The organism is Tenacibaculum sp. (genome assembly GCF_050290165.1).
Taxonomy (GTDB): Bacteria; Bacteroidota; Bacteroidia; order Flavobacteriales; family Flavobacteriaceae; genus Polaribacter.
Genome location: NZ_JBNKHD010000002.1, coordinates 403462 through 428183 on the forward strand (window position 1 = coordinate 403462; position 24722 = coordinate 428183).

Below are 24722 nucleotides of genomic sequence, written 5' to 3' on the forward strand. Positions count from 1 at the left end.
GGAACATAGTTTGAGCTACTATAAGCTTCAAAATTAATCACAGTAAAACCCTTAAAAATCTGTATGGTTTTACTACATTTGTCGGGTTTTTCTATAATTAGAAAACATTTAATGACAAGTTGACATTATAACATATATCGATGGAACAAAAAAAATTTGATTTCAATTCCTTTATAGGAATGCTTTTATTAGGGGGAATAATGCTTTGGTGGATGAACACTCAAAAGCCAGAAGAAACTCCTGAAACAACTACTCAAACAGAACAAACAACTGATGCTACTACTGAGGTTCAAAACACTTTAACAGAGAACACCGTAGCAAACGATTCTCTTCAACAAATTGCTTTACAAAATAAATTTGGTGCTTTTGCTTATGGAGCTTCAACAAGTAAAGAAGGGAGTACTTCTATTGAAAATGATCTTGTTAAATTAACTATCGATAATAAAGGTGGTCAAATTATTGAGGCATTAGTAAAAAATTATAAAACGTACGATTCGTTACCTTTATACTTAGTAAAAGATAAGAATGCTTCGTTCAACATTAACTTTGGTACAACAGATAACAGAATCTTAAATACTAAAGACTTATTATTTACTCCTTCTTTAACTAAAAATGGAGATACTCAGGTACTTTCTATGAAGTTAAAGGTTTCTGAAACTCAGTTTTTAGAGTACCGTTATGAAATAAAAAAAGGTGATTATCGAGTAGGATTTGCAGTTCGTTCTCAAGGCTTAAATAATGTTATAAACGGTTCTCAAGAAATAAATTTAGACTGGAACTTAAAAGGATTTAGACATGAAAAAAGTTTAAAGACTGAAAACATGTACTCTCATTATTATTATAAAGCTGATGATGAAGTAGATTACTTACAAATGAATGATGATGAAGTTGCTAGCGATGTTAATTGGATTGCTTACAAGCAACACTTTTTCTCTTCAATTTTAATGTCTGACACTCCTTTAAACAATGCTACTTTAAAATCTGTTGATTTTGCTGGTGAGGAAAAAGATAGTGTTTATACAAAAACATATGGATTAAAAGCTCCTTTAGCGTTAACCAATGGTGAGTTAAACTACAATATGCAATGGTTTTATGGACCAACAGACTATAACTTATTAAAAACATACGAAGGAACAAACCTTAATAAAATTTCAGATTTAGGTTGGGGTATTTTTGGTTTCTTAAACCGTACCGTTTTCTACCCTGTATTTAATATGTTAAAAGGATTTATAGGTAACTATGGGTTAATCATTATTTTGATGACAATTGTAGTACGTATTATAATGTCACCTGTATTATATAAATCATACCTGTCAAGTGCTAAAATGAAGGTGATTCGTCCAGAAATGGAAGAAATCAATAAAAAGTACCCTGGTAAAGAAAATGCGATGAAGCGTCAACAAGAAATTATGGCTGTACAGCGAAAAGCTGGAGTTAGCATGATGTCAGGTTGTATCCCAGCATTAATGCAAATGCCTGTATTCTTCGCGCTATTTAAATTCTTCCCTACGAATATTGACTTCCGTCAAAAAAGTTTCTTATGGGCTAATGATTTATCTTCGTATGACACAATTTTTAACCTTCCTTTTAAAATTCCATTTTATGGAGATCACGTAAGTTTATTCCCAATTTTAGCATCAATTGCTATCTTCTTTTACATGAAGATGAACCAAAGTCAACAAGCAAATATGCAAGCACCTACTCAAGAAGGAATGCCAGACATGAGTAAAATGATGAAATGGATGATTTACTTCTCTCCTATCATGATGTTATTCTTCTTTAACAACTATGCTAGTGGATTAAGTTTATACTACTTCATTTCTAACTTACTAACAATCACTATTATGTTTGTTATCAAAAACTATGTGATTGATGAAGCAAAAATTCATGCTAAAATTGAAGAAAACAAAAAGAAACCTGTTAAAAAAAGCAAGTTCCGTGAGCGTTTAGATGCTGCAATGAAGCAAGCTCAAGAGCAACAAGCTGCACAACAACGTGCTAAGAAGAAATAACTGGTTAAAAATTTTTAACTATACAATAAAAGGGTGCTGAAAAGCACCTTTTTTATTTAACATTCTTTTAACTAAACCCCATTAAACCTTTAAGGAAATTTGCTATCTAAAAGTTTTTATAAATCATCATTAATGAAAAAATTAACACTACTTATTCTTCTTCTAATAAGCTTTACCGTCAAGGCTCAAAACAAAATGCCTAAAATTGTATTAACTGGTAAAGTTTTAGAAACAAACTCAAAACAACCTTTAGAGTATGCTACATTAGTACTAACCAATACAAATACGCAACAAGTTGTTGGAGGGGTAACAGATGCTAGTGGAGGTTTTTCTATAAATGCCTCATCAGGTGTTTATAATATAAAAGTTGAGTTTATAGGCTTTAAATCAAAAAACTTAGGAAATCATAATTTAACTGAAAGTAAAAATTTAGGTACAATCTTCCTTTCAGAGGATACAGAAACTTTAGAGGAAGTTGAAGTTATCGCTGAAAAATCGACGGTAGAAATTCGTTTAGACAAAAAAATATACAATGTTGGTAAAGACATGACTATTAAAGGAGGAAATGCTTCTGATGTCTTAGACAACGTACCATCGGTTAATGTAGATGCTGAAGGAGCAGTAAGTTTACGTGGAAATGAAAATGTTCGTATTTTAATTGATGGAAAACCATCTGCTTTAGTTGGATTAAGCGGTACAGATGCCTTGCGAAACTTACCTGCAGATGCTATTGAAAAAGTAGAAGTTATCACCTCTCCTTCTGCTCGTTATGATGCAGAGGGTACTGCTGGGATTTTAAACATTATCCTTAGAAAAGGAAAAATCACTGGGTTTAACGGATCCGTAAATTTATCGGTTGGTAATCCAGATTTGTATCAAGCTAGTAGTAATGTTAATTATCGTACAAAAAAAATCAACCTATTTTCTAATCTAGGATATTCATATAGAAAAGGGCCTGGAAATTCGTTCAGTGATTTCACTTATTTAACAGACGGAAATATTGATAGTTTAAGTATTGAAAATAGAAAATATGACAGAAAAAGCAAAAATTTTAATGGTTCTTTAGGATTAGAATATTACTTAAATGACAAAAGTTCTATCACTGGTACATTTTTTTATAGAAATAATGATGGAAACGATATAGTAACAAACAATACGAATGTTTTCAATCCAGATAACACCCCTAAACGTGATGTTAACAGAGTAGAAAATGAAATAGAAGATGGTATAGACACCCAATACTCTATCAATTATACTAATAACATTGATGATAAAGGGCAAAAACTGACCATTGATTTACAGTATGGAGAAAGTGATGACGATAACAATTCTACAATCACTAACAATGGAATAATTTCTGAAATAAACAGTCAATTAACTAAATCTAAAAACAGATTATTACAAGTAGACTATGTACTTCCTTTAGGGGAAAAAAGTCAATTAGAATTAGGTCATAAAGCTGATTTACAAGATTTAACTTCCGATTTTAGAGTACGTGATGCTAATGGACAACCTTTCGATTTTGATCCTTCTAATGCCATTGATTTTAAACAGTATATCTACGCATACTATGCTCAATACGGAAGTAAAATAGATAAGTTCTCATATCTTTTAGGACTACGTGCAGAATATACAGATGTTGATTTAACAGTATTAAATACAGGTGAGTTTTCTGATAAAAACTATACAAAGTGGTTCCCTACTGTAAACTTAGGCTACGAATTTAGTGAAACAGACAACTTAACTTTAGGATATGCTCGTAGACTACGTAGACCACGTCACTGGTTTTTAAATCCTTTTGAAACAAGAAGTTCTGATACTTATGTGTTTAAAGGTAACCCTGACTTGAATCCAACATATACCAATTCTTTTGATTTAGGCTACACTACAAGAATTAGTAAAGTGACACTTAACTCATCACTGTACTATCAATATTCAACAGATTTAATACGACCAGTATCAAGAATTGAAACTAGAGATAACGGAAACGTTTTTGTTCGTCAATTTTTAAATTTAAATAACGAAAACCGTTATGGATTTGAATTAACAACAAACTACAATCCAGTAAAATGGGCTCGTTTATCAGCAACCTTTAACTATTTTCAGTTTAAAACAGATGCTTTCGATTATACCTATTCATATACTAACCCTGATGATGGAAGTATTGTTACTGAAACCGAATTTTTACCTGAAGTAAATAGTGATAGTTGGTTTGCTCGTTTTAATTCAAGAATTACCTTACCTGCAAAAATTGATTGGCAAACACGTATTATGTATAGAGGACCGCAAGATGATGCCCAAGGAAGCAGAGAAGGTATGTTTGTAACCAATTTAGCTTTTAGTAAAGATTTATTTAAAGACAAAGCTTCCTTGGTTTTAAATGTTAGCGATTTATTTAATGATCGCAAAAGGAAAAGCTATACCAATACTTCTAAAGTAGTTTCTTACCAAGAATTTCAATGGAGAGAGCGTCAAATTACATTGAGCTTTACGTATCGTTTCAATCAAAAGAAGAAAAAAGAGCGTGAACGTAATGGTGATTTTGATGGAGGTGGTGAAGGATTTAATCCATAATCAAAAATATACGTATTTATAAAAGAGGAGGCTTAAAGCCTCCTCTTTTATTTTAACATCATTTTATCAAACAACTGCTAAACCTTTTAAATTTTATACTGTCCTAAAGCAAACTAAATAATCATTTATGAAAAAATCCATCTTAGCTAGTTTGCTTTTCCTTTTGTTAATCGGAAAGTCTTTTGCACAACAACAAAATGCTGACGAAGTAATTAATCAACAGTTAGCAAAAGTGCAAGAAGAGCTTAAACTAGACAATTTACAAATAGCTATTATTAAAGAAATTATCTTAAAGTACAATCAAGAAAAAGAAAACGTAAGAACCAAAGACATCCCTATTGATGAAAAGAGAATTCAATTTCAAGAAATCAATATAAAACAAGAAAAAGAGCTTGGTAAATTTTTAACTGAAGAGCAGATTACTGTATTTAAAAAAATTATGAAGGAGCATAAAAGTAACTTCCGAAAAAATACATCGTCAGATAAAAAGCGAGATGGTTTTGGAAAAGTAAGACACAGATAAGTTTACTCTAAACTAAAAAACCACGCAACATGCGTGGTTTAATTATATATTGTGTAAAAAGCTTACTTACCTTCCTCAGCAGCTCTTTTAGCTTCTCTTTTTAATTTCATGTTTTCCCAGATAGTTCCACCAATCCAATAAGGAACTACAAATGTTAATAAGAAAATTAACAGCCAAAATCCAGCTGTAAAAATAAACATGAATAATACCAATCCTGAGAATTCTGAAAAATCTAACATTTGTTTCTTATTAATAATTGTTATGCGACAAAATTATAACTATTTTTCTTTTCATCCAATAAAATCTAATAAAAATCGTCACTAAAAACTATTAGAATTTGTAATTTTGGACATCATTAATTTTAAGCATTTTAAATCATTTCAAATGACAAAATATAGAATTGAGAAAGACACTATGGGACAGGTAGAAGTGCCTGCTGATAAATATTGGGGAGCACAAACTGAGCGTTCTCGTAACAATTTCAAAATCGGTCCTGCGGCTTCTATGCCTTTAGAAGTAGTACACGGATTTGCTTATTTAAAAAAAGCAGCTGCTTATACCAACTGTGAACTAGGTGTTTTAGCTCAAGAAAAGCGTGATTTAATCGCACAAGTATGTGATGAAATTTTAGCTGGAAAACACGATGATCAATTTCCGTTAGTAATCTGGCAAACAGGTTCTGGTACACAAAGTAACATGAACGTTAATGAAGTAATTGCTAACCGTGCTCATGAAATTGCAGGAAAAGTAATTGGTGAAGGTGAAAAAACCATTCAACCAAACGACGATGTAAACAAATCACAATCATCTAACGATACCTTCCCTACTGGTATGCACATTGCTGCCTACAAAAAGGTGGTAGAAGTAACTATCCCAGGGGTTGAGCAATTACGTGATACGTTACAAGCAAAAGCAGAAGCTTTTAAAGACGTAGTAAAAATTGGTCGTACACACTTAATGGATGCTACTCCTCTAACCTTAGGTCAAGAGTTTTCTGGTTATGTAGCTCAATTAAACTTCGGATTAAAAGCCTTAAAAAATACGTTGGCACATTTAGCTCAATTAGCTTTAGGAGGAACTGCGGTTGGAACTGGGTTAAACACACCAGCTGGTTATGATGTATTGGTTGCTAAGTACATTGCAGAATTTACTGGATTACCATTTGTAACTGCTGAAAATAAATTTGAAGCTTTAGCAGCGCACGATGCTTTAGTGGAAACTCACGGAGCACTAAAACAATTAGCTGTTTCTTTAAATAAAATAGCTAACGATATTCGTTTAATGGCATCAGGACCACGTTCAGGAATTGGAGAAATCATCATTCCTGCTAACGAACCAGGATCTTCTATCATGCCAGGAAAAGTAAACCCAACACAAGCAGAAGCTATGACTATGGTTTGTGCACAAGTAATGGGTAATGATGTTGCGGTAACTGTAGGTGGTACACAGGGGCACTACGAGTTAAACGTTTTCAAACCTATGATGGCTGCTAACGTATTACAATCGGCTGAATTAATTGGAGATGCTTGTGTATCATTTGATGTAAATTGTGCTGCTGGTATTGAGCCTAACCAAACAAGAATTACTGAGTTATTAAACAACTCGTTAATGTTGGTTACAGCATTAAATACTAAAATTGGATACTACAAAGCTGCTGAAATTGCCAATACAGCACACGCTAACGGAACTACTTTAAAAGAAGAAGCAGTACGCTTAGGATATGTAACTCCAGAACAATATGACGAATGGGTAAAACCAGAAGACATGATTGGAAGTTTAAAATAAGCTAAACTTACTTATAGATATTAAAAAAAACCACAACAAAATGTTGTGGTTTTTACATAACGAACTTAAAAAGATTATATATTCTTATAGGTCTCTGCCACTTCTTTAATTCTTTCTAGTGTCACAATACCTTTTTGAACCTCATAATCTTCAGCCATCTTTCTTGGAATACAAATTGCTCCGTTAGATAACTTTACTGTATATGCAAAATATTCGTTTATAAAATGCTCTTTATAAGAACCTATTTTTTTATCTATTAAACTTGCTTCATGAGTAATACCCATTACTCCTTTTATATCCCTATCTGTCTTTGTCATAATTATTTATTTAATTTTTAATAGTTTATTTTTTTGTATAAGACGTGTTAAAAAACATATAAATTACGATAATACACCATTACGCCTATACGTAGTGTATTCTTAGTTCAATCAAAAAAATAAAAGGAATATAGTAAGGATTGCTTTTGCTTTTTCAAAGTTTGAAGATACAAATAACTAATAGCAATACAAAAAGATATGTGTTATTATATAAAAAGATTTTTATTTCATATAACCATACTACTCTATTAGAGCTTTTAATAGTAAGCTACAGCTGTTTTTTATAGTTTTATTATACCTCTTGATTTTTATCAAGAAAAAGAAAAAATATAGTGTGCTCTTTTTTATAAGCTTTCCTATCTAACTTCATCTAAATGACAATAGAACACTCCCTTCGGTAAAACTTCTTGAAAAACAAGAAGAGTAAGAGGTTATTACACATAGTATTACGAGCAATAGGTATACTTTTTCATTTTAGAGATAATATAAACCTTTGAATGAGATTTTATACGACTATTTAAACCTACTCATGTCTATAAAAAGGGTATCGTTTCTTCCATTAATAAAACGATAATTCAATTTTTCACCGCGATTTGAGAATATGGTATGTATGGTATCAAGTACCTTATTTTTTTCTGTGTAAACAACTAAATTACCTCCGAAGCTATTTAATTCTGGTATCTCGAAGTATCCCTTTTCATCTGTTAAACTAAAAGTTTTAAGGTTATCATCTTCTTCTACTTTTAAATTTCTTAAAGGTCTTTTTTCTTTACTATATATATAACCGTGATAATAATCTATCTTTTTCTTACAAGAAAGTAAAGACAACAAGAGAATAAATAAAAATAACTTTTTCATTATAACTTTAATCTTCTAAGGGAGATATTACTTTTTTTTGTAGAGTTACAGTATCTACTTTTTTATTTAGAAATGTGTACCCTACTACTTCACCACTGTGAGTCCAAACTGTTCTTACTATTTTAGTTTTATAGCTCTTTTTAGAAAAGGATAATTTAGATATAAAGTTGATATCTTTTTTAATTTGAAATACCCTTTTGAATCAGATAATGTTGAATTATTAAAGTCTAATTCTTTTACTTTTACATTTGATAAAGGTTTATTATTTTCATCTAAAATGACTCCATGATAAAAAAGTATTTTTTCTTTACAGGATAGTAATAAAGCTATAAAAAATATAAATAGAAGTTTTCTCATTTTAATCTAGTTAACCAAGTTTAACCTTATAATTTACACCATTACTTTTCAATTGGTTTTAGGAAGATTGAATCATACAATATTGTCTCTTCTCCAAAACTCCCTCTTGTTCCTTTCTCTATTTTGATACTCTTATATTTTGGATGTTTTAATTCCATCGAATAAAATAAGGGAACATGTCCACCTTCAAAATTAAATATCATTCTTTTTTTACTCTCTCTATAGTACACTTTCTTTGATTATCGGATATTATTTGTTTACCATCAATATTTATTAATACACCTTTAATTGGTTTGTATGTTAATGAATCATATAGTGTCCCTTTAATTTCAGGTCTTTCTATTCTCGATGAACAAGAGTTTAAAATAAACGTTATTAATAATAAAAAAACAGAATCTCATTTTATTTCTAATTTAGTTAACCAAATAAAACCTAAAAATTTATACCATTACTTTTCAATTGGTTTTAGAAAAATTGAATCTAGTTTAGCAACCGTATCATGTGTTTTCCAGTATTTTTCTATCTGTATAGTGTCTTTTTGACAACCTCTTTTTACTAAGATATTTACTTTAGTTCATTTAAATATACTTTTCTGCTTTTCATTTTAACTACATTTATAGTGTCTGGAATATAACCTCCAGCCTGAAACACTACCAAGTTTTCTCTATACTCATATAGGTTTACAGTACCATCAACATCAGATATAATTGTATCTGCTTGTTTTCTTAAATTAATTACTTGAACATTTTTTATAGGCATCTCTGAGTTATTTAAAACCTGGATATTCCAAGATTCCATAACATGCTTTCTTTGATTATAATCATCACCAGAATTCCATAAATATATAATCGTTATAAAGAATATAAAAACTGATATAATAGTAAAAGAGAGATAAATAAGTACTTTTGAATACAATGTTTGTTTTCTAAATCGAGAACTAAGAATTAATATCAAAGAACAAAGAGCAAATATTATTAAGAAAATTTTTATCATCTTATATTTAATTTAGTTAACCATAATAAACCAAATACATCTTTTACAGAAGCAATAGTTCTTGTTTGCAAAAAACTGTTAAAAGTAATAGTGTTAGTAATAATACATTTTTCATTTTAGCTACATGGCATGCATAGAATACACTTACTTTTCAAGTGGTTTTAGGAAGATTGAGTCTAATCTTATAGTGTCTTTTGTAAAACCGTACTTACCTCTTCTCTCAATACTTCTTTTTTCATATCCTTTTTTTATTAAACTAAATTTAAAAAAGCCCATGGGAGCTTCACCTCCTATAGCCATTTTATCGTAGTAAGTTTTCACCCTTAAAAAGAAACTTCCGTTTACATCGCTACTGGTTTCAGTAGAATAATCTTTTTTTGCTGAATCCCAAGTTACCACATCAACACTATCTATTCTTTGTAATGTTTCAGGGTTATATATACAACCTATAATAGGAGGTCTACTAACTCTTTTAACAAAACAACTTGTTAATGTTACTATTATAAATATGAATACTACTTTTTTCATTTTATTCTTTCCTCTTCATAAATAAAGTATCTGACTTTTTAGTTATAAAGATTATTTTATCACCCCCTCTAAACTCTATATAAGGGCTTATAGTATCTATTTCAAATCCTTCTTTTTTAAAAATTAAATCTGCTATAAAAGAATCTCTATCTAGTTTAAAATATCCTTCTTTATCTGTATATGTAGAGTTCGACTTCGCAGCTTCTTCATAAACTTTTACATTATATATTGGTTTTTTATTTTCATCAAATACATAACCGTGATAACAATCACATAGTTCTTGTTTGCAAGAAACTGTTAAAAATAATAGTGTTATTAGTAATATGTTTTTCATTTTAACTACATAGCATATCTATAATACACTTACTTTTCAAGTGGTTTTAGGAAGATTGAATCCAATTTAACTATTGTGTCATTTCGTTTCCAGTGTTTTTCTATTTGTATAGTGTCTTTTTTACAACCTCTTTTTTCAAGTATTAAAAAACTCGTATACCTCCCATCGAAAAGAGAAGATTCTTCTCTTCCATCTCCTGTATACAATATATGATCTGAGTTTAATGAGAAAAAACCATCGTTGTTAGATAAAGTCTCCCTTCGTGAAACTACTTTTAAAGTAATTTTCTCTAATAAATTTATTGATAGCTTCACACTATATATTGGCTTCTTAGATTTAGCATTATAAATATTTCCTTGAATAAAAGGTGATAAATAATATTTATGTTTAGAACAAGATACAGCGAGTAAAAGGATACATACATAAACTATTCTTCTCATTTTCATACCACATTAATATTATTCTTTTAATTTTAGAAGAACTGTACCTAAATCAATTTCTTTCTCTTTTCTTATATCTACAAACTTATATTCCGTTTCATATCCTTCCTCTTTAAATATAATAGCAAAATTACTGTCTCCTTTCATTTCCTTTCTTTGAATTTCAAATTCAAAATAACCATCCTTTGTTAACTTTAAATCTAGTATTTTTGAATAACTGGAACTCATTGGAGAGTGTACTATTTTTTGACCAACTTCAATTTTTTTTATTTTATAGTCATTACTCGTAGTAACATGTCCTTTAATCTTCACATTTACATGATTAGTACAACTTACTAAAAAAATTAGACTGAAGAGAATAATTAGTTTTTTCATTTTATTTCTAGTTTTGTTAACCAAAGTAATCCTAAAATATCTTTTTCATTTGCCATAATCCTACTGTAATCATACCTATAAGGATCATTATTATAATATTTCATTAAATCAATTTCTTTATTCTTATCGAATGGATAGTTCTCTCCTTTGGACTCCTTCATATAATCTATATTGATATATTTTTCTTTAAAGGATTCTTTCCCTACTGGTTTAGTATCTTGAGGTAAATAATAAGAACTTCCTTTATGTTGCCAAGAATTAATTGTATTAGAAAAAGCTTGAAGTATTTCATGACCTAATTCATGTGCTGATGTATACATAAACTCTTGCTCTTCTTTGTTTTCGTCATAATATTGCCATCCTTTTAATTTATACAATGAATGAGACTCATTCAAATCTTTCCAATCACTATATTGAATATACCCTACATTAAAAGAAATCCTCTGTACAAGACCGTCAGGTAATAACCCCATGAATTCATCATCAAAATTATTATCATCGTAACTACCCCCTGTATTTCCAGAACGAGACCAAGGGTTATTTGTATTATAAATTAAAGGAACATCATCAAGGCTTAACCTTGGGTTAGTCTCATTTATGGAGTTTACATAAAGTTCATAAAATTCTCCATTTATATTTACACCTTTCCCTATGTTATTACTGTGTCTACTCCAATACTTATTAATACCTTCTAAAGCCATTTTTTTTAGTTCTTTAAAGCTAAATCTCTCTGATCTACTCTTAATAGGAGACTTACCATAATATGATAATGCTTCTTCTGGTATTTTATCCCACGGACACACTTCCATAGGAACTCTAAGTTTTGGGTCGGGGTCAATATCCTTTTCATAACACTCTACCCCTTTTGCTCCTCCATCTTTTAGGTTAACACGTAATGTAACATCTATTCTTTTAGAGTTTTTATCAACCTTTACATCTACCCACTTTACCTCATCGTAACGCATACTAAAATCTAACTTTTTTCTGCTGTAGTTATTTGAGTTATCTACTCCAATAGTATATAGGTTTAAATTCTCGTATTGTGTTAGTTTAGCAGTATCTAAAATTCCTCCACTATCAAATCCATCCCATTTCCAAATATGCTCTCCTTGCTTTAACTTATCAGCATCGGTTATTTTTTCTTCGTAAATAACATTACTTCCATCTCGAATTTGCATGGTTAGCTCTTTAGCGTTATTGTCAGCTACTTGGTAAGTAAACTGTACAAAACCTCTTTCTTTATTTCCGCCATAATCAGCAATTCCTAAAGGTACAAAACTTGGCATATTATGATAATTTAGGAGTTACACTAAAGTTTGTACTGCTATTTGAAGTTGTCTTATTATTAGACTTATCCCCAGAAGTATTAGAAGATGTTTTTCTCCAATAAGAGGAGTATTCAAGAGATGAATTAGGCATTTTTACCCCTGCACATTTAATAGTTAACCGATCTAACATAGACTTATTGTCATTGGCTGAAAATATGGTTTCAAATTTTGTTAAATAACAATCAAAGAAAGTCATTGTTTTTGAACCTCCTTTTAAGTACGGATAGTATATTTTTAACTCTATTTGTTTTATTGAGTTCTCCCTACTCGCCCATTCTTCTAAGTCTGTATTTTGTGTAGATTCAATGTCAATATCAAGACCTGTAAACTCAGTGGAATTAGTTGGTTTTCCTGAAGTATCAATATTTTTGTTAAAATCAAAGTCGTAAGCCAATACTTCAATCTCCCTATTATTGATTAATAAAAAAGTTTTCCCTTTTTCTTTCATAGCTTTATAATTTATAATTATTATTAAATTTTTACCTTCTTAATTGTTTTAATATCCTTCTGTAAAAAATAAGAGGAATTAGGTAAAAATTACTTTTTCTTTTTTTTCTGGAGTTGAATATACAAATAACTTACAGATATACAAGAGTTATCATTTTTTAATGATTGGATTCTTCTCTACACCTCATTCAGAATTACAATTCATATACTTTATTTTATACCAAGATAAACAGTATGTACTAACTTATAAATACTTGAATTCTTCACTACTTTGTCTACTGAACATTATTCCGCTTTTATACTCAAAAACAAAACGTTCATGATTTTTTAAAAATCACTTTACTTTTTATTTCATATTTTTAAAGGAATTCAACTACATATTAAACAAAAATTGTCAAACCCTAACTAACCAAACAATGACAAAACCCTTACAAGATCAATCTTCATCATGCTGGAACTGCGATGGAGACATTACCCAAGTTACGCAACGTTTAAAAGAAATGTTTGTAGAAATGGGGCAAAAAACACGCATTGAAAACGGGCAACAGCCTGCAGAAAGAGCGGTATTTAGAAAACAACATGGTATCGCCTACGGTCGTTTAGTTGTAAACAAAGACATAGAAGAAAAATTCAAAATTGGAATTTTTGCTGGTGATACTTACGAATGTGCCGTTCGTTTTTCAAGTGATACCACCCCTGCTTCACCCGATTTACATTCTACCTTAGGAGTAGGCTTAAAACTCTTTGGTGTAAATGGACCTAAATTATTAGGAGATGGTACCAATGCTGATTTTATTTTTCAAAACATCGATCGTTTTTTTGCACGTGATGCACAACAGATGTGTAGTTTTACGACTGCTGGTGTTATTGACCACGATTATGATTCATACATAGCAAAGCACCCAGAATTAGCTAGTATTTTAAAGGCAATGACCAAAGAAGAAGCTAGTGTACTAAGTGCCAGCTACTGGGCAATTCTTCCTTTTAAGTTAGGCAATTCTCAAATTGTAAAATATCGTTTAGTTCCTGAAGACACCTATAAAGGAACTCTTTTTAATGATAACAATTACTTAGGTATCGACTTACAGCAACGTTTGTTAACCAAAGAGGCTACTTTCCGTTTCGAAATACAACTACGTACCAATGATGCTACCATGCCGTTAGATGATGCACAGGTAGTTTGGAGTACGGAAGAAAGTCCGTATATCTGTATTGCTAAATTACATTTACCTCAACAAGACGTAGCTAGCATTGGGCAAGCAGAGTTTGGAAGTAATTTAGCTTTCAATATTTGGAGAACCTTACCTCAACATGAGCCTTTAGGTTCTATTGCGCAAGCTAGAAAAGTGGTATATGCGGCAAGTGCTGAAGCGCGACACCAAGCAAACGGACAGCAGTTACAAGAACCTAAAGAAATCAATCCTCAGTTTGAAGGAAACACCGATGAAAATAGCGACTGTATTGTAAAAGCGGGTATCTACCCTCCTATTGGTGTCATGCGTGTAGGAAATAGTGAATACGAATATTTCATTGGTCCGCTAGTCGACAATCCTGAACCACAAACCGACCCGTATGCATATCGCGATAAAACAGGTGCCTTAAAAAGGCAGGCAGCACAGTTTAGAATTTACGGATTTAATGCTGCAGGAAAAGCAGTAAAGGAATTAACGGCTGAAAATGCAAAAATCACGTGGCATAGTCATTTAGCCAATCAAAAATCGTCTTGGTATCAATTCAACATTGCTTTAGATATTCCTGAAGCTGCTGATATGCCTCCTTCTATGCTACGAAATATTGATGTAAAAGATCGTAACTCTTTATTAATAGACGGTGGTGCAAAATCCATTACTGGAACCAATGTTACCGAAGGCCCTTTCTTTGAAGGAGAGTTTCTTTCAAAAAAAGTGTACTTAGGAGAAATGCGTACCGATGAAAAAGGACGTTTAATCATGTTAGGCGGTCACGGAAAATCGGAAAACATCAATGGTGATATCGCTATTACATTTGCAAATAACGAAGGTTGGTACGATGACATTTCTGACGGTCCTGTAACCGCAGAAGTTGAATACAATGGAACAAAATTAAAAGTAGACCCAGCTTGGGTTATTTGTGCTCCACCAGACTATGCACCGATGCAAAAATCGGTACGTACTATGTGGGATTTAATGCGTGATGTTGCTGTAAAATCTAAAATGTTGGTACGTCCTGTAAGACCATCTTTTACCAAAGATATTTTACCAATCTTCCAACGTATGACTGATTTACAATGGGTAAATGCTGGTTTTGCTGGAGCTTTTGGTTTTGGTGGACAGTTTAATTATACCACCAATGAATGGATTAAACGATTAGGAAATCCATCTCCTGCTTATATGGAAATGCGAAGAACTATTTCAAACAATTTCCGTCGCTTAGAAGTTTCAGGAGCAGAAGCACCTCAATTATGGCCTTGGTTGTATGGGGATGCGATTAGTATTCCTACTACGGGTTCTGTACGTCAACATGCTACTTTATCTGGTTTGCAATTAGAATTTTTAGACCAATGGGTACGAGGAGATTTTGAAACTGATTATGTAGATATGGCTGGATGCCCTCACATTCCAAAACCACCTACAATAGATGAACTTCCTATTGCTGAACAACCTGATATGCTAACTAAAGCTGCCATGGAGTTTTGTTTGGCTGATGCTTTTCACCCTGGTTGTGAAATGACATGGCCTATGCGTTCATCAGGAATGTACATGGCTCCTTTTAGAATTAAACATGCACCTAAAACACCGCCTGTTAATACCACGTATTATGGGCCAATAATGAATAACGATGTATTACCATTGGCAAAGGGTCCTATTTTAGGAGGACAAGTCGCTGGAAGTATCACTCGTTGGATGGCTATTCCTTGGCAAACGGATACAGCAAGTTGTAGAGATGGATATACAAGTGAATACGATCCGTATTTACCAACGTTTTGGCCTGCAAGAGTGCCTAACAATATCTTAAATGAGGAACGTTACAAAGAAACTATGGATCCTAATTTATCAGAGGAAACCCGTATTCAAGCCTTTAATTTCCGTTCTGATTGGTTAGACAATCTTCCCTTGGATGGTGAAGCTGCTACCTATACCAATCAAATTAATAGTATGATTAAGTATTTTGATAAGTTAGCTGTAGTTCAAAAACGTCCTGGAGTTCCCCACGACCCTAATTTCCCTGAAGAAATGCAAGTGGGAATCACTCCAACTCCAGAGCAAGAAGCTACATTATTAAAAGCTACTATACAAGAGTTGCAAGGTGTTTTAACTGCTAAACATACATTGAAGAAAGGAGTTCAAAACACAATAGACATAGCTGTAGAAAAACTATCACACGATAATTTATTAACTGAACAATTTATATTGGAAGATGCTAAACGTAGTTTATTAACCTTAACAGAAGATGAATTAGTAAAAGATTTTAAAGCAACACCAAATGTTATTAAAACTATACATTTAATTGCTTCTAAACTACATGCTATGAAAAAATCCGATTCACATCAAGAAGCAGCTCCTAAAAGAGTGGAAGTTGGTATTCCAGAAAAGGTGACTCGTTTTTCAAGGTACATTCCTAAATAATTCATAAGTATTGAAAGAATATAATAGTACTACTGACATACTAATTTTAGGTGGTGGCATTGCAGGTTGCATTGCCGCCATTTCTTTGGTAAAAGACTACAACGTTACACTCCTAGATAAACAACTAGAGCCTGTTGATAGAATTGGAGAATCGCTAGCGCCTGCTGCGCAACGTATTTTAAAAGAGTTGAACCTATTAGAAAATGAATCGGATGCCGTAAAACAAAGCATATTTCGTAATAATTTAGGAATGCAATCTTACTGGGGAAGCAATCAACTTCAAATTGTTGACCATATGAGGAACCCCGATGGCTTTTCTAAGAACCTAAACAGGAAAAACTTTGAACATTATTTAAGAACTGTTGCCACAGAAAGAGGTGTTAACTGCATTTGGGGAACACGACTTTTTACTAGCTCTTATGAAGATAATTACTGGAAAATAATTACAAAATCCGATAATGTAAAAAACAGAATTACACATACTATTTATACAAAGTTTGTAATTGATGCAACTGGTAAACAGTCTCATTTTGCAAAAAGCTTAGGCATTAAACGGTTACAGTACGACAACCTTATATCTTGCTGGATGAGTTTACCAAATACACAAGAAAATACTATGAGTACTATTATTTCTGATGAATTAGGTTGGTGGTATAGTTCAGTTACACCTAACAATCAAAGAATTGTTGCTTTTCAAACAGATACCGATTTAGTGAATAGAAATACATTTAAACATTTAGATACTTTTTTACCCTTTGCCAAAGAATACAAACTTATTCAGCCTTTAATTGAAAGTAACAAAGCAAATATCAAATTCCACGGAACCACAAGTGCAAATTCAACTCGTTTAGAGCAAGTAGCTGGTAAACAGTGGATCGCTTTAGGTGATGCTGCGCTTAGCTTCGATCCTCTTTCTTCACAAGGAATGTTCAATGCCATGGCAAATGCTATGCAAGTTCAAAAGTTACTTCGCAATTTTAATTTTATCGAAGATTTAGACTCTGAAAAATTAGAGCAATTCAATGCAGTATATAATCATCAAATAAACCAGGTTTGGAATCACTACATCCAACATAAAAACTTTTTTTATACCACAGAAACCAGATGGAAAGATGCTCCTTTTTGGAAAAGACGACAAAACAATATTTAATACTTCAAAAAGGCTTTCAAAAGAAAGAAATCTCTTAATTTTGCCTTCCCGTTTTATTTAAAAGTACGAAAATGAAGAAACACGAAGAATATATGAGTGAAGCTGTTAAAGCAGCTTTAAGAGGAATGCAAAACAACGAAGGTGGTCCTTTTGGTTGTATTATTGTTAAAGATGGAGAGATTATTGGTAGAGGTAATAATAAAGTAACTTCAACTAATGACCCAACGGCACATGCAGAAGTAACAGCTATTCGTGATGCCTGTAAAAATCTAGAATCGTTTCAATTAGAAGGATGTATCATATATACTTCTTGCGAACCGTGTCCTATGTGCTTGGGAGCTATTTATTGGGCTCGTCCAGACAAAGTATTTTATGGAAGCAACCAACAAGATGCCGCAGATATAGGTTTTGATGATGAGTTTATTTACAAGGAAATACCATTGCCTTACGAGGAAAGAAGTATTCCGTTTGAACAAATTGGAAGAGATATTGCTTTAGAGCCTTTTCAAAAATGGTCTGATAAAGAAGATAAAATTGAATATTAAAAAAATCCCTTGTAATAATTACAAGGGATTTTTTATTCAATAGATGATTGTTTTTATTGAAGCTGTTTTTTCATAAACTGTTCTACTTCTTGTTTCGCTTTCATCAATTCAACTTCGTTTTTCGTTCTTCCTTTTGACACATTCACAAACGCATCAAAAATATGACTTATGTAAATAGGCGATTTGTCTCCACTATAACTAATTGCATTGTGGCAACTAAAACAATTTGCCAAATTGTTTACATTTATTTCTGATATATCACTCTGAAACGTCTGTGTAAAAGTTTCCATAGTAACATTGGCATTATTTAAAGATCCTCTTGCCACAGAACCTGGAGTAGCCTTATCTATATTTCCTCCTTCATCTACAAGTAATGTTGCTTGCTCTTCTGGTGTTAAACCATCTGTATCAATCCAGAGAGAACCGTTATAAAAATAATGTCTAAAAACATCTTTTAAATTCTCTTTTACACAAGCATTAATATCTCTCACATTATCATAATTAAGAGGTTCTTGCTGGCAGGTAGCCATAAACCCTCCAATACTGTCTCTAGGTACTCCATATTGAAATAAATCAAAAGCTTTGTTAGGTAGTTTAGCACTGTTGGTACTTGTATTCCAAACAATCCCGTCAATTCCTGTAGTACTTCCTTCAGCAAATACTAATTTATTTGCAGTAGACGAAGCTTCGTTCTTTTTCCAATCATAGTTTGGTGCTAAATCTTCGTGTTCAAAAGTAGCCCAAATAAATTCTGGATGATTTTCAACAACACCTACCACATGCATTCCAAGTAAAGCTACTTCAGTATTCGTATAATTTTTCCCATCTCTACTCACAGCAGCTGTAGTGGTAAAATAATTCGCTACCTTATCACTTGCTATAGCACTTGTAGCTACCCAAGAGACTTTTAACTCTAACGAACCTACTGGGAAAGACGATAAATTGTTTTTATCTAACATTCCTGCAAGAATTGAATCTTTAAACTTATCGGCTGCTTTTTTCATAATATCACTCGTGTGTATCGAATAAAACACCGTTTCAGAAGTATTGTTAGCATTGTATGCTGGATTGGTTGTTAATACCGCCGAATCACGTCCTGCTTGTGCGGTATCGATTAATACCACAGCAGCTCCTTCTTGTTGTTTAACCAATTCCATTTCTGAAGTAACCTGGTGGATTGATCTGTTGCTCAAAAACAACGGTAACTTGGTTTCCTTAATAGGCTTAGTTACCCATAAAAATTTTTGCCATGACCATTGATGAAAAATCGCATTGGTTGTACTTGTGGTATCAAACGGACTCCCTACTCCTTCTTTAGGAGGTGGAGTTTGACTATGCGGAAACCAGGAACTAGAACATAAAGTATCGTTAACAGCAATATTATATTCTGCTACTTTTCCTTTTTCTTCATTTGATTTTTCTTTGTTTTTACACGAGTAAAAAACACTTATACTAAGTACAATTAGTACGAGGGGCTTAAGTGTTAGTTTCATTATTTTAAAGTTTTTAAGTTGGTACTACCAATTTATTGTTTTTTTGGCACTTATCCTTAAAAAAGTTATAAGTGTCCTTTTTTTGAGAATAAAAAAAGAAATATGAGGATTAAAAGATTCTCTTATTTTCTTTGATTTTATTGGATATTCTTTAACTAAAAATCTCTATAAATAAATTTCCTCTTAGATTAAAAAGCACATAAAAACCAAGAGTTTTAGCCCAAACATCTTATAGATTATTTACCTCCTCTTTATTCAGACAAAATAAAACACTACAAAACAACACTTTACAACCTAAACATGTACTTGTGTGTTTAATTTTTTTGTACCTTGTTGTGTCTAAATCCCTTCAATTAATTTTTGGGGAAGCCGAAAACCAGCTAGAGTAGGCATTAATTAATTATCTCACCATGAAAAAGCTAGCTAACTTTTCAATAAAACTTACTTTAACCTTATTCCTTGTTCTTTTTATTACAAGCTGTAACAATAAACCAGCAAAAGACACAGAAAGCACAAATGACAAACCTGCCTTTGATTTGAATACAGCCAAAACTGAAATAGAAGCTGCTAACAAAGCTTATTCTGATTTTTTTGCTGCTAAAGATTCTGTAGGACTAGCCAACTTATATTCAGAAGAAGGTAAATTTATGATGAATGGCGCTCCAGCTATAATTGGACGACCAAGTATACAATCAACTTTTTATGGATTCATGAATTCAGATTTTACTAACCTTGACCTTACCACTATTGATGTTTGGGGAGTCAAAAATCTAGTTACTGAAGAAGGCACATATACCTTATACTCAGGCGATAAAGTGGCTGATGAAGGAAAATATCTTGTACTATGGGTGAAAGAAAATGGTAAGTGGCTTTTGCACAGAGATATATTCAATTCAGATATGCCTATTGAATAGCTAAACATCTTTAAAAGACTTTTAACATTTATACAACGCACTACTACCAATAAAAGAAAGGTAGTAGTCGTTGTTTTTTAATTATTAACTACAAAGCTTATTCTTTAATTGTGTTATTTAGATTTGAGTACTTTTTTTGCTTCTTCATATTCTTCTTTAGTTATTTCTCCCTCAGCAAAACGTCTTTTAAGAATATCCATCGGAGATTCTTTTTTGGTTACCTGAAAAAATGAACTATAAAAAATAAAGAAACAGACTCCTACAACTATCCAAATACCCCACCATACAAAGTGCATACCCCAAAAATGACCGTCATGATAATGCATGCTTATTGAATTTTATATATAAAAGTAAACTCCCTTTTATAATTTTTTTACTTATCTCTTTTTGCATACCAAAGTGCTAAAAGGATAATTAAGACTGAAATAATCCATAAATACATCATAACTTTTAAATTTTATAACATTTTTTAGCACTCTTATAACTCATTCAATCAATCATTAGTTTAATACTCGATTGATTGTTACATAACTAAGCTCTTACTAAGATACAAATTTATACCTTTTATTTTCAACACTTTATAAACAATAATATTTAATTTAGTTCAAAATGAAAATCAATTTCTATTAAAATAATTCCCCTTAACTAGCTACACAGCTAAAAATTAATCAATAGTTTTTATACTTCTAAAATGTTCGGTAATTACTATTTACTCTTTGAATTCATTTAAAATATTAATAGGTTTGATTACCTTATTTATAAAGTAAAAAATAACACATAACATTTATACAAATGCCCAATGATCAGCTTTGAAAACTACACCCTCAGACCTTTAGAAATCAACGACCTACATGCGTATTTTAATTTAGTAGAACGCAATCGAAAAAGGCTTGAAGATTTTTTTACAGGCACTGTTTCTCGTACTCAAGATATCAATGCTACTGAATTATTTTTAAAAGAAATCATTGAAAAGAGAGATCAAAAAAGTTATTATCCTTTTGTTCTGGAAGCACATAACACCAATGAACTTGTTGCTTTTATAGACCTTAAAAACATAGATTGGTCTATTCCTAAAGCAGAAATAGGATGCTATACAGATCAAAAATTAGCTGGTACAGGTCTCACCTCCAAAACCATGAAATTATTTCTTAAATATTGCTTTGAGTATTTTGAATTCAAAAAGATTTTTCTGCGTACCCATTATTCAAACAAAGCTGCTTTAGCACTTGCAAAAAACTGCGGTTTTGAAAAAGAAGGTGTTATTCGAATGGACTATAGAACAACATCGGGTGAGATTGTTGACTTGCAATATTATGGGCTTCTAAATAAAGAAATTCCTGTAGCAACAATATAACAATGATAATTACATACCAATCACTATAGTTATAAAAACTGCTTGTAACAAAAGGAAAGCCAGTCAGTCTTATGGTAAAACATAATACATGAGAAAAATTAAACTATTTGCTAAAATCATAGGCATATTAATTATAATAGGAAGCCTCTATGTCGGATTTTTAATATCAAAAAAGTACTACAACTCATACACTGCTATGGAATCTCTAAATAGTACTGTTTTAGGAATTGAAATAAAACCAACAGATATTCAAGAAGCAAAAAGATTAAAACAAGGTCAAATCCTATCTAAAAAGTTAATCAATCTATCAGAAATAAAACCACTTTGGAATAAAGTTGCTAAAAATGATACGCTAATAGATAATTTTAAACATTTAAATGATATAAATTTTTTCTCTATAACTTATAAAAGTGATTCTTTATTGGTTAATGGTATAATTGCCGAGCCAAAAAAGGAAGGTAAGTTCCCTGTCATAATATTTAATCGTGGAGGAAATAAGGAAATTGGAAAAGTTGCTAAAGCTAAGACACTATACAGTTTGGTTTATGGCACATCGAAATTAGTAAAGGAAGGTTATATATTAATTGCAAGTTGTTATAGAGAAAATGATGAGTTTGGTGGAGAAGATATTAATGATGTTTTGAATTTAACCGAGACTACAAAAGATGTTGAAAAAGCGGACCCAAACCGTATTGGTATGTTTGGCTGGTCTAGAGGAGGAATGATGACCTATTTAGCGCTAAAAAAATCAAATCTAATTACTACTGCCGTTGTAGGAAATGGTCCATCAGATTTATCTGAATTAATTATAGATAGACCTGAGATGGAAACAGAGGTTTGCGCTGAGCTCATTCCTAATTATAAAGAAAACAAAACAGAAGAATTAAAAAAACGTTCAGTTATATATTGGGCAGATAAATTAGATAAAAATGCTAGTTTACTTATTCTTTGTGGAACTGAAGACGAAAGAGTTAAACCGAATCATGCTGATAGAATAGCCCAAAAATTAACCAGTATAAATTATGATTTTACTCTAAAAAAATTTAAGACAGATCATGCATTTTCTAATAAAAAAGACGAACTGAATGCGTTACTTATCACTTGGTTTAAAGAAAAATTATAAAATAACGCTAAACACAACAATAGCTATAAGTAATTGCTAATTCTCGCCTACCTCAAAAACTCTATCAACGACCCAACCACACCTAAAAATAAACATAATGGAGAAAAATACGTAGTATCATTTTTAGCAAACATGGTATTCTTTATTTTTTTGTTTGGTGTTGCTTAGGGTTTCCTCTCTTAGGATGCGTTAAAACATATAGGCTATTTGCCATTAAAATGGCACATAGCCTATATTATTGTTTCTATTAAAGTACCTTAAAGAGAAAGTGTCTTTTCGTTCAATTTCTGAGTTGCAAAAGGCTCCGCAAAGACAGCACTTAAACTCGCAATAATTTCTGTATGGCTACCACCTGCCAACGGAACTGTTACGGTAGATCCTTTAAATGCTACTAAACTTTGTCCTGCCTCAGCAGACTGTTTAAAAGGTGTTTGCATAACTGAACCATTCATCGTTCCGTATGGTCCATAAGTAACTCCACTTTTGCCTGTTAAAGTTATTTGTAATACACATTGCCAACCATACCACATACCTGTATAACCAGAAACAGCTACAATTGGATCGGTTTGAGGAATATTTATCGTTTGAGATGTTCCACTATTTCCACCATGTTGTGGCAAAGTAAACACTCCTGTATTTCTATTCTGAGTACCTGTATTATAAGGTCCAGTTCCCGTATTCACGGTCTGAATAGCATCAAGTACATTCCCCGAACGAATTGTCATTTGGGTGATACTTGGATTACCCGCAGCTCCTGCTATTGGAGTATCATCAAATGTATTAGTTGTTAATGGATTCGCTAGCTGATTAAGAATCATAAACTGAGCTTGCTCAAACTGAAAGTTTCCAGAATTCAAACGCCACATAAAAATATCTTGATAATCGTAAGAAGTACCGTTATTAGTAAATCCTTCAGAAACTCGATTCCAAACTTGTTGAGCACTAGAGTTAGGTGCTGAATTTCCTGGTTCAAATTGTGCTCCATAACCAATTTTTTCTGGCGATATTCCAGCATTTATAAAGCTAGATAATGGCATACCATCGTAAAACTGTGGTGATACAAAATCGAATGCGCTATTTACCGTTGGATAATCTATCGAACTCGTTGGCCATGCAGGAGTGAACGACAAATAATATTTTACTGGTTGCTGATCAAACACTGAACGAATCGTAGAAAACAAGATTTTAAATTGAGATTGAGTCATGCTCGTAGATACATTCCCTTCCCAGTCAACATCCAATCCGTTCATTCCATTATCTTTTAAATAGACTACCAAATTATTTGCAAAATTAGTAGCCTCTTCTTGTTCGTTTCCACCTGGAGAAAAAATTGATGCTAGCGTGTTTTCTCCCGAATAAACCATGGTTGCTAAAAACTTAATATTTGGATTCACTTGACGTGCATCTCTCAATACAGAGTTCAAATAATCTTGATTCGTAAGTCCACCTTGGTGAGATGCATTACCAATTTGGATGGTGGAACCTTTGGCAGCTGGAACCACTTCAAAAAAGGCGATACCAAGAGATGTTACGCTGTTGTACACTTTGTATTTAATAAGCGATTGGAAGCAACTGTCTGGGCTATTATAGTTCGTTTTTGGCGGTTCATCTTCATTTAAAAATATCCAAGCATTAATTCCATAAGGTAGTTGAGAAGTTTTCATAAT

25 protein-coding genes are annotated in these 24722 nt (G+C 31.9%); 10 read left to right on the forward strand and 15 right to left on the reverse strand.

Features of this window, described 5'->3' with window-relative positions; genetic code table 11:
* Positions 1–140 precede the first annotated feature (140 nt).
* The 3 genes from yidC (at position 141) to ACQY6M_RS03940 (ending at position 5109) form a co-directional block, all read left to right on the forward strand.
* A complete protein-coding gene (yidC, locus tag ACQY6M_RS03930) occupies positions 141–2012 on the forward strand; it encodes a membrane protein insertase YidC (protein ID WP_428740503.1) in 1872 nt (623 codons plus the stop codon).
* 132 nt (positions 2013–2144) lie between these two features.
* On the forward strand, positions 2145–4586 hold the full coding sequence (locus ACQY6M_RS03935; RefSeq protein WP_428740504.1) for a TonB-dependent receptor domain-containing protein: 2442 nt from the start codon (positions 2145–2147) through the stop codon (positions 4584–4586).
* A gap of 127 nt (positions 4587–4713) precedes the next feature.
* Positions 4714–5109 carry a hypothetical protein gene (locus tag ACQY6M_RS03940; RefSeq protein WP_428740505.1) on the forward strand — a complete coding sequence of 132 codons (396 nt, stop codon included), beginning with the start codon at positions 4714–4716 and terminating at the stop codon, positions 5107–5109.
* Positions 5110–5171: 62 nt separating this feature from the next.
* On the opposite strand, the gene ACQY6M_RS03945 is transcribed toward ACQY6M_RS03940, so the two are convergent.
* A complete protein-coding gene (locus tag ACQY6M_RS03945; RefSeq protein WP_028891109.1) occupies positions 5172–5348 on the reverse strand; it encodes a hypothetical protein in 177 nt (58 codons plus the stop codon).
* 145 nt (positions 5349–5493) lie between these two features.
* Between ACQY6M_RS03945 and fumC the strand changes: the two genes are divergently transcribed.
* Entirely contained in the window at positions 5494–6894 is a 1401-nt protein-coding gene (gene fumC, locus ACQY6M_RS03950; RefSeq protein ID WP_428740506.1) for a class II fumarate hydratase, read from the forward strand.
* 74 nt (positions 6895–6968) lie between these two features.
* Here the strand turns inward: fumC and ACQY6M_RS03955 are convergent, their stop codons facing one another.
* From ACQY6M_RS03955 to tssD, 11 genes are all read right to left on the reverse strand, one after another.
* Positions 6969–7211 (reverse strand): hypothetical protein, encoded by a 243-nt coding sequence (locus ACQY6M_RS03955; RefSeq protein WP_428740507.1) that lies wholly within the window; start codon positions 7209–7211, stop codon positions 6969–6971.
* A 513-nt stretch (positions 7212–7724) separates the two neighbouring features.
* Positions 7725–8069: a hypothetical protein gene (locus ACQY6M_RS03960; RefSeq protein ID WP_428740508.1), complete on the reverse strand. Its 345-nt coding sequence runs from the start codon at positions 8067–8069 to the stop codon at positions 7725–7727.
* A gap of 117 nt (positions 8070–8186) precedes the next feature.
* Entirely contained in the window at positions 8187–8426 is a 240-nt protein-coding gene (locus ACQY6M_RS03965) for a hypothetical protein (RefSeq protein ID WP_428740509.1), read from the reverse strand.
* Positions 8427–8467: 41 nt separating this feature from the next.
* A complete protein-coding gene (locus ACQY6M_RS03970; RefSeq protein ID WP_428744915.1) occupies positions 8468–8629 on the reverse strand; it encodes a hypothetical protein in 162 nt (53 codons plus the stop codon).
* Positions 8630–8990: 361 nt separating this feature from the next.
* Entirely contained in the window at positions 8991–9224 is a 234-nt protein-coding gene (locus ACQY6M_RS03975) for a hypothetical protein (RefSeq protein ID WP_428744916.1), read from the reverse strand.
* Between the two features lie 339 nt (positions 9225–9563).
* On the reverse strand, positions 9564–9947 hold the full coding sequence (locus tag ACQY6M_RS03980; protein WP_428740511.1) for a hypothetical protein: 384 nt from the start codon (positions 9945–9947) through the stop codon (positions 9564–9566).
* Between the two features lies 1 nt (position 9948).
* Positions 9949–10281, reverse strand: a complete 333-nt coding sequence (locus ACQY6M_RS03985) for a hypothetical protein (protein WP_428740512.1) — start codon at positions 10279–10281, stop codon at positions 9949–9951.
* Positions 10282–10310: 29 nt separating this feature from the next.
* Positions 10311–10721 carry a hypothetical protein gene (locus ACQY6M_RS03990; RefSeq protein ID WP_428740513.1) on the reverse strand — a complete coding sequence of 137 codons (411 nt, stop codon included), beginning with the start codon at positions 10719–10721 and terminating at the stop codon, positions 10311–10313.
* Positions 10722–10739: 18 nt separating this feature from the next.
* Entirely contained in the window at positions 10740–11096 is a 357-nt protein-coding gene (locus ACQY6M_RS03995) for a hypothetical protein (protein ID WP_428740514.1), read from the reverse strand.
* Complete coding sequence (locus ACQY6M_RS04000) at positions 11093–12382, reverse strand: hypothetical protein (RefSeq protein WP_428740515.1); 1290 nt, start codon at positions 12380–12382, stop codon at positions 11093–11095. Before ACQY6M_RS04000 ends, ACQY6M_RS03995 begins: the two co-directional genes overlap by 4 nt.
* A 1-nt stretch (position 12383) precedes the next feature.
* Positions 12384–12872, reverse strand: coding sequence for a type VI secretion system tube protein TssD (gene tssD, locus ACQY6M_RS04005; protein WP_428740516.1), 489 nt, complete (start codon positions 12870–12872; stop codon positions 12384–12386).
* 415 nt (positions 12873–13287) lie between these two features.
* Here tssD and ACQY6M_RS04010 point away from each other — a divergent pair, with 415 nt between their 5' ends.
* From ACQY6M_RS04010 to ACQY6M_RS04020, 3 genes are all read left to right on the forward strand, one after another.
* Entirely contained in the window at positions 13288–16476 is a 3189-nt protein-coding gene (locus ACQY6M_RS04010; RefSeq protein WP_428740517.1) for a LodA/GoxA family CTQ-dependent oxidase, read from the forward strand.
* A gap of 10 nt (positions 16477–16486) precedes the next feature.
* A complete protein-coding gene (locus tag ACQY6M_RS04015) occupies positions 16487–17626 on the forward strand; it encodes an NAD(P)/FAD-dependent oxidoreductase (protein WP_428740518.1) in 1140 nt (379 codons plus the stop codon).
* A 71-nt stretch (positions 17627–17697) separates the two neighbouring features.
* Positions 17698–18171, forward strand: a complete 474-nt coding sequence (locus tag ACQY6M_RS04020) for a nucleoside deaminase (RefSeq protein ID WP_428740519.1) — start codon at positions 17698–17700, stop codon at positions 18169–18171.
* Between the two features lie 53 nt (positions 18172–18224).
* Here ACQY6M_RS04020 and ACQY6M_RS04025 read toward each other — a convergent pair whose 3' ends face one another.
* Positions 18225–19664, reverse strand: coding sequence for a hypothetical protein (locus ACQY6M_RS04025; protein WP_428740520.1), 1440 nt, complete (start codon positions 19662–19664; stop codon positions 18225–18227).
* A gap of 410 nt (positions 19665–20074) precedes the next feature.
* Here ACQY6M_RS04025 and ACQY6M_RS04030 point away from each other — a divergent pair, with 410 nt between their 5' ends.
* On the forward strand, positions 20075–20578 hold the full coding sequence (locus tag ACQY6M_RS04030; protein ID WP_428740521.1) for a YybH family protein: 504 nt from the start codon (positions 20075–20077) through the stop codon (positions 20576–20578).
* Between the two features lie 113 nt (positions 20579–20691).
* On the opposite strand, the gene ACQY6M_RS04035 is transcribed toward ACQY6M_RS04030, so the two are convergent.
* Positions 20692–20904 (reverse strand): SHOCT domain-containing protein, encoded by a 213-nt coding sequence (locus ACQY6M_RS04035; RefSeq protein ID WP_428740522.1) that lies wholly within the window; start codon positions 20902–20904, stop codon positions 20692–20694.
* Between the two features lie 473 nt (positions 20905–21377).
* Between ACQY6M_RS04035 and ACQY6M_RS04040 the strand changes: the two genes are divergently transcribed.
* Both ACQY6M_RS04040 and ACQY6M_RS04045 read left to right on the forward strand, forming a co-directional pair.
* A complete protein-coding gene (locus tag ACQY6M_RS04040) occupies positions 21378–21932 on the forward strand; it encodes a GNAT family N-acetyltransferase (protein WP_428740523.1) in 555 nt (184 codons plus the stop codon).
* A gap of 88 nt (positions 21933–22020) precedes the next feature.
* The gene (locus ACQY6M_RS04045) at positions 22021–23055 is read left to right on the forward strand and encodes an alpha/beta hydrolase family protein (protein WP_428740524.1); all 1035 of its coding nucleotides are present in this window, start codon (positions 22021–22023) and stop codon (positions 23053–23055) included.
* Positions 23056–23312: 257 nt separating this feature from the next.
* On the opposite strand, the gene ACQY6M_RS04050 is transcribed toward ACQY6M_RS04045, so the two are convergent.
* Positions 23313–24719: a glycosyl hydrolase family 18 protein gene (locus tag ACQY6M_RS04050; protein ID WP_428740525.1), complete on the reverse strand. Its 1407-nt coding sequence runs from the start codon at positions 24717–24719 to the stop codon at positions 23313–23315.
* Between the last annotated feature and the right edge of the window lie 3 nt (positions 24720–24722).

Excerpts from the sequence above, each read along its gene's own strand:
- yidC (WP_428740503.1), top strand. The coding sequence starts at position 141 with ATGGAACAAAAAAAATTTGATTTCAATTCCTTTATAGGAATGCTTTTA.
- ACQY6M_RS04050 (WP_428740525.1), bottom strand. The coding sequence starts at position 24,719 with ATGAAAACTTCTCAACTACCTTATGGAATTAATGCTTGGATATTTTTA.
- ACQY6M_RS03975 (WP_428744916.1), bottom strand. The coding sequence starts at position 9,224 with ATGGAATCTTGGAATATCCAGGTTTTAAATAACTCAGAGATGCCTATA.
- ACQY6M_RS03945 (WP_028891109.1), bottom strand. The coding sequence starts at position 5,348 with ATGTTAGATTTTTCAGAATTCTCAGGATTGGTATTATTCATGTTTATT.
- ACQY6M_RS04000 (WP_428740515.1), bottom strand. The coding sequence starts at position 12,382 with ATGCCAAGTTTTGTACCTTTAGGAATTGCTGATTATGGCGGAAATAAA.
- ACQY6M_RS03955 (WP_428740507.1), bottom strand. The coding sequence starts at position 7,211 with ATGACAAAGACAGATAGGGATATAAAAGGAGTAATGGGTATTACTCAT.
- ACQY6M_RS04020 (WP_428740519.1), top strand. The coding sequence starts at position 17,698 with ATGAAGAAACACGAAGAATATATGAGTGAAGCTGTTAAAGCAGCTTTA.
- ACQY6M_RS04045 (WP_428740524.1), top strand. The coding sequence starts at position 22,021 with ATGAGAAAAATTAAACTATTTGCTAAAATCATAGGCATATTAATTATA.
- ACQY6M_RS03965 (WP_428740509.1), bottom strand. The coding sequence starts at position 8,426 with ATGAGAAAACTTCTATTTATATTTTTTATAGCTTTATTACTATCCTGT.
- ACQY6M_RS03970 (WP_428744915.1), bottom strand. The coding sequence starts at position 8,629 with ATGATATTTAATTTTGAAGGTGGACATGTTCCCTTATTTTATTCGATG.
- tssD (WP_428740516.1), bottom strand. The coding sequence starts at position 12,872 with ATGAAAGAAAAAGGGAAAACTTTTTTATTAATCAATAATAGGGAGATT.
- ACQY6M_RS03990 (WP_428740513.1), bottom strand. The coding sequence starts at position 10,721 with ATGAGAAGAATAGTTTATGTATGTATCCTTTTACTCGCTGTATCTTGT.
- ACQY6M_RS03980 (WP_428740511.1), bottom strand. The coding sequence starts at position 9,947 with ATGAAAAAAGTAGTATTCATATTTATAATAGTAACATTAACAAGTTGT.
- ACQY6M_RS04010 (WP_428740517.1), top strand. The coding sequence starts at position 13,288 with ATGACAAAACCCTTACAAGATCAATCTTCATCATGCTGGAACTGCGAT.
- ACQY6M_RS03935 (WP_428740504.1), top strand. The coding sequence starts at position 2,145 with ATGAAAAAATTAACACTACTTATTCTTCTTCTAATAAGCTTTACCGTC.
- ACQY6M_RS03960 (WP_428740508.1), bottom strand. The coding sequence starts at position 8,069 with ATGAAAAAGTTATTTTTATTTATTCTCTTGTTGTCTTTACTTTCTTGT.
- ACQY6M_RS04035 (WP_428740522.1), bottom strand. The coding sequence starts at position 20,904 with ATGCATTATCATGACGGTCATTTTTGGGGTATGCACTTTGTATGGTGG.
- ACQY6M_RS04030 (WP_428740521.1), top strand. The coding sequence starts at position 20,075 with ATGAAAAAGCTAGCTAACTTTTCAATAAAACTTACTTTAACCTTATTC.
- ACQY6M_RS03985 (WP_428740512.1), bottom strand. The coding sequence starts at position 10,281 with ATGAAAAACATATTACTAATAACACTATTATTTTTAACAGTTTCTTGC.
- ACQY6M_RS03995 (WP_428740514.1), bottom strand. The coding sequence starts at position 11,096 with ATGAAAAAACTAATTATTCTCTTCAGTCTAATTTTTTTAGTAAGTTGT.
- fumC (WP_428740506.1), top strand. The coding sequence starts at position 5,494 with ATGACAAAATATAGAATTGAGAAAGACACTATGGGACAGGTAGAAGTG.
- ACQY6M_RS04040 (WP_428740523.1), top strand. The coding sequence starts at position 21,378 with ATGATCAGCTTTGAAAACTACACCCTCAGACCTTTAGAAATCAACGAC.
- ACQY6M_RS03940 (WP_428740505.1), top strand. The coding sequence starts at position 4,714 with ATGAAAAAATCCATCTTAGCTAGTTTGCTTTTCCTTTTGTTAATCGGA.
- ACQY6M_RS04025 (WP_428740520.1), bottom strand. The coding sequence starts at position 19,664 with ATGAAACTAACACTTAAGCCCCTCGTACTAATTGTACTTAGTATAAGT.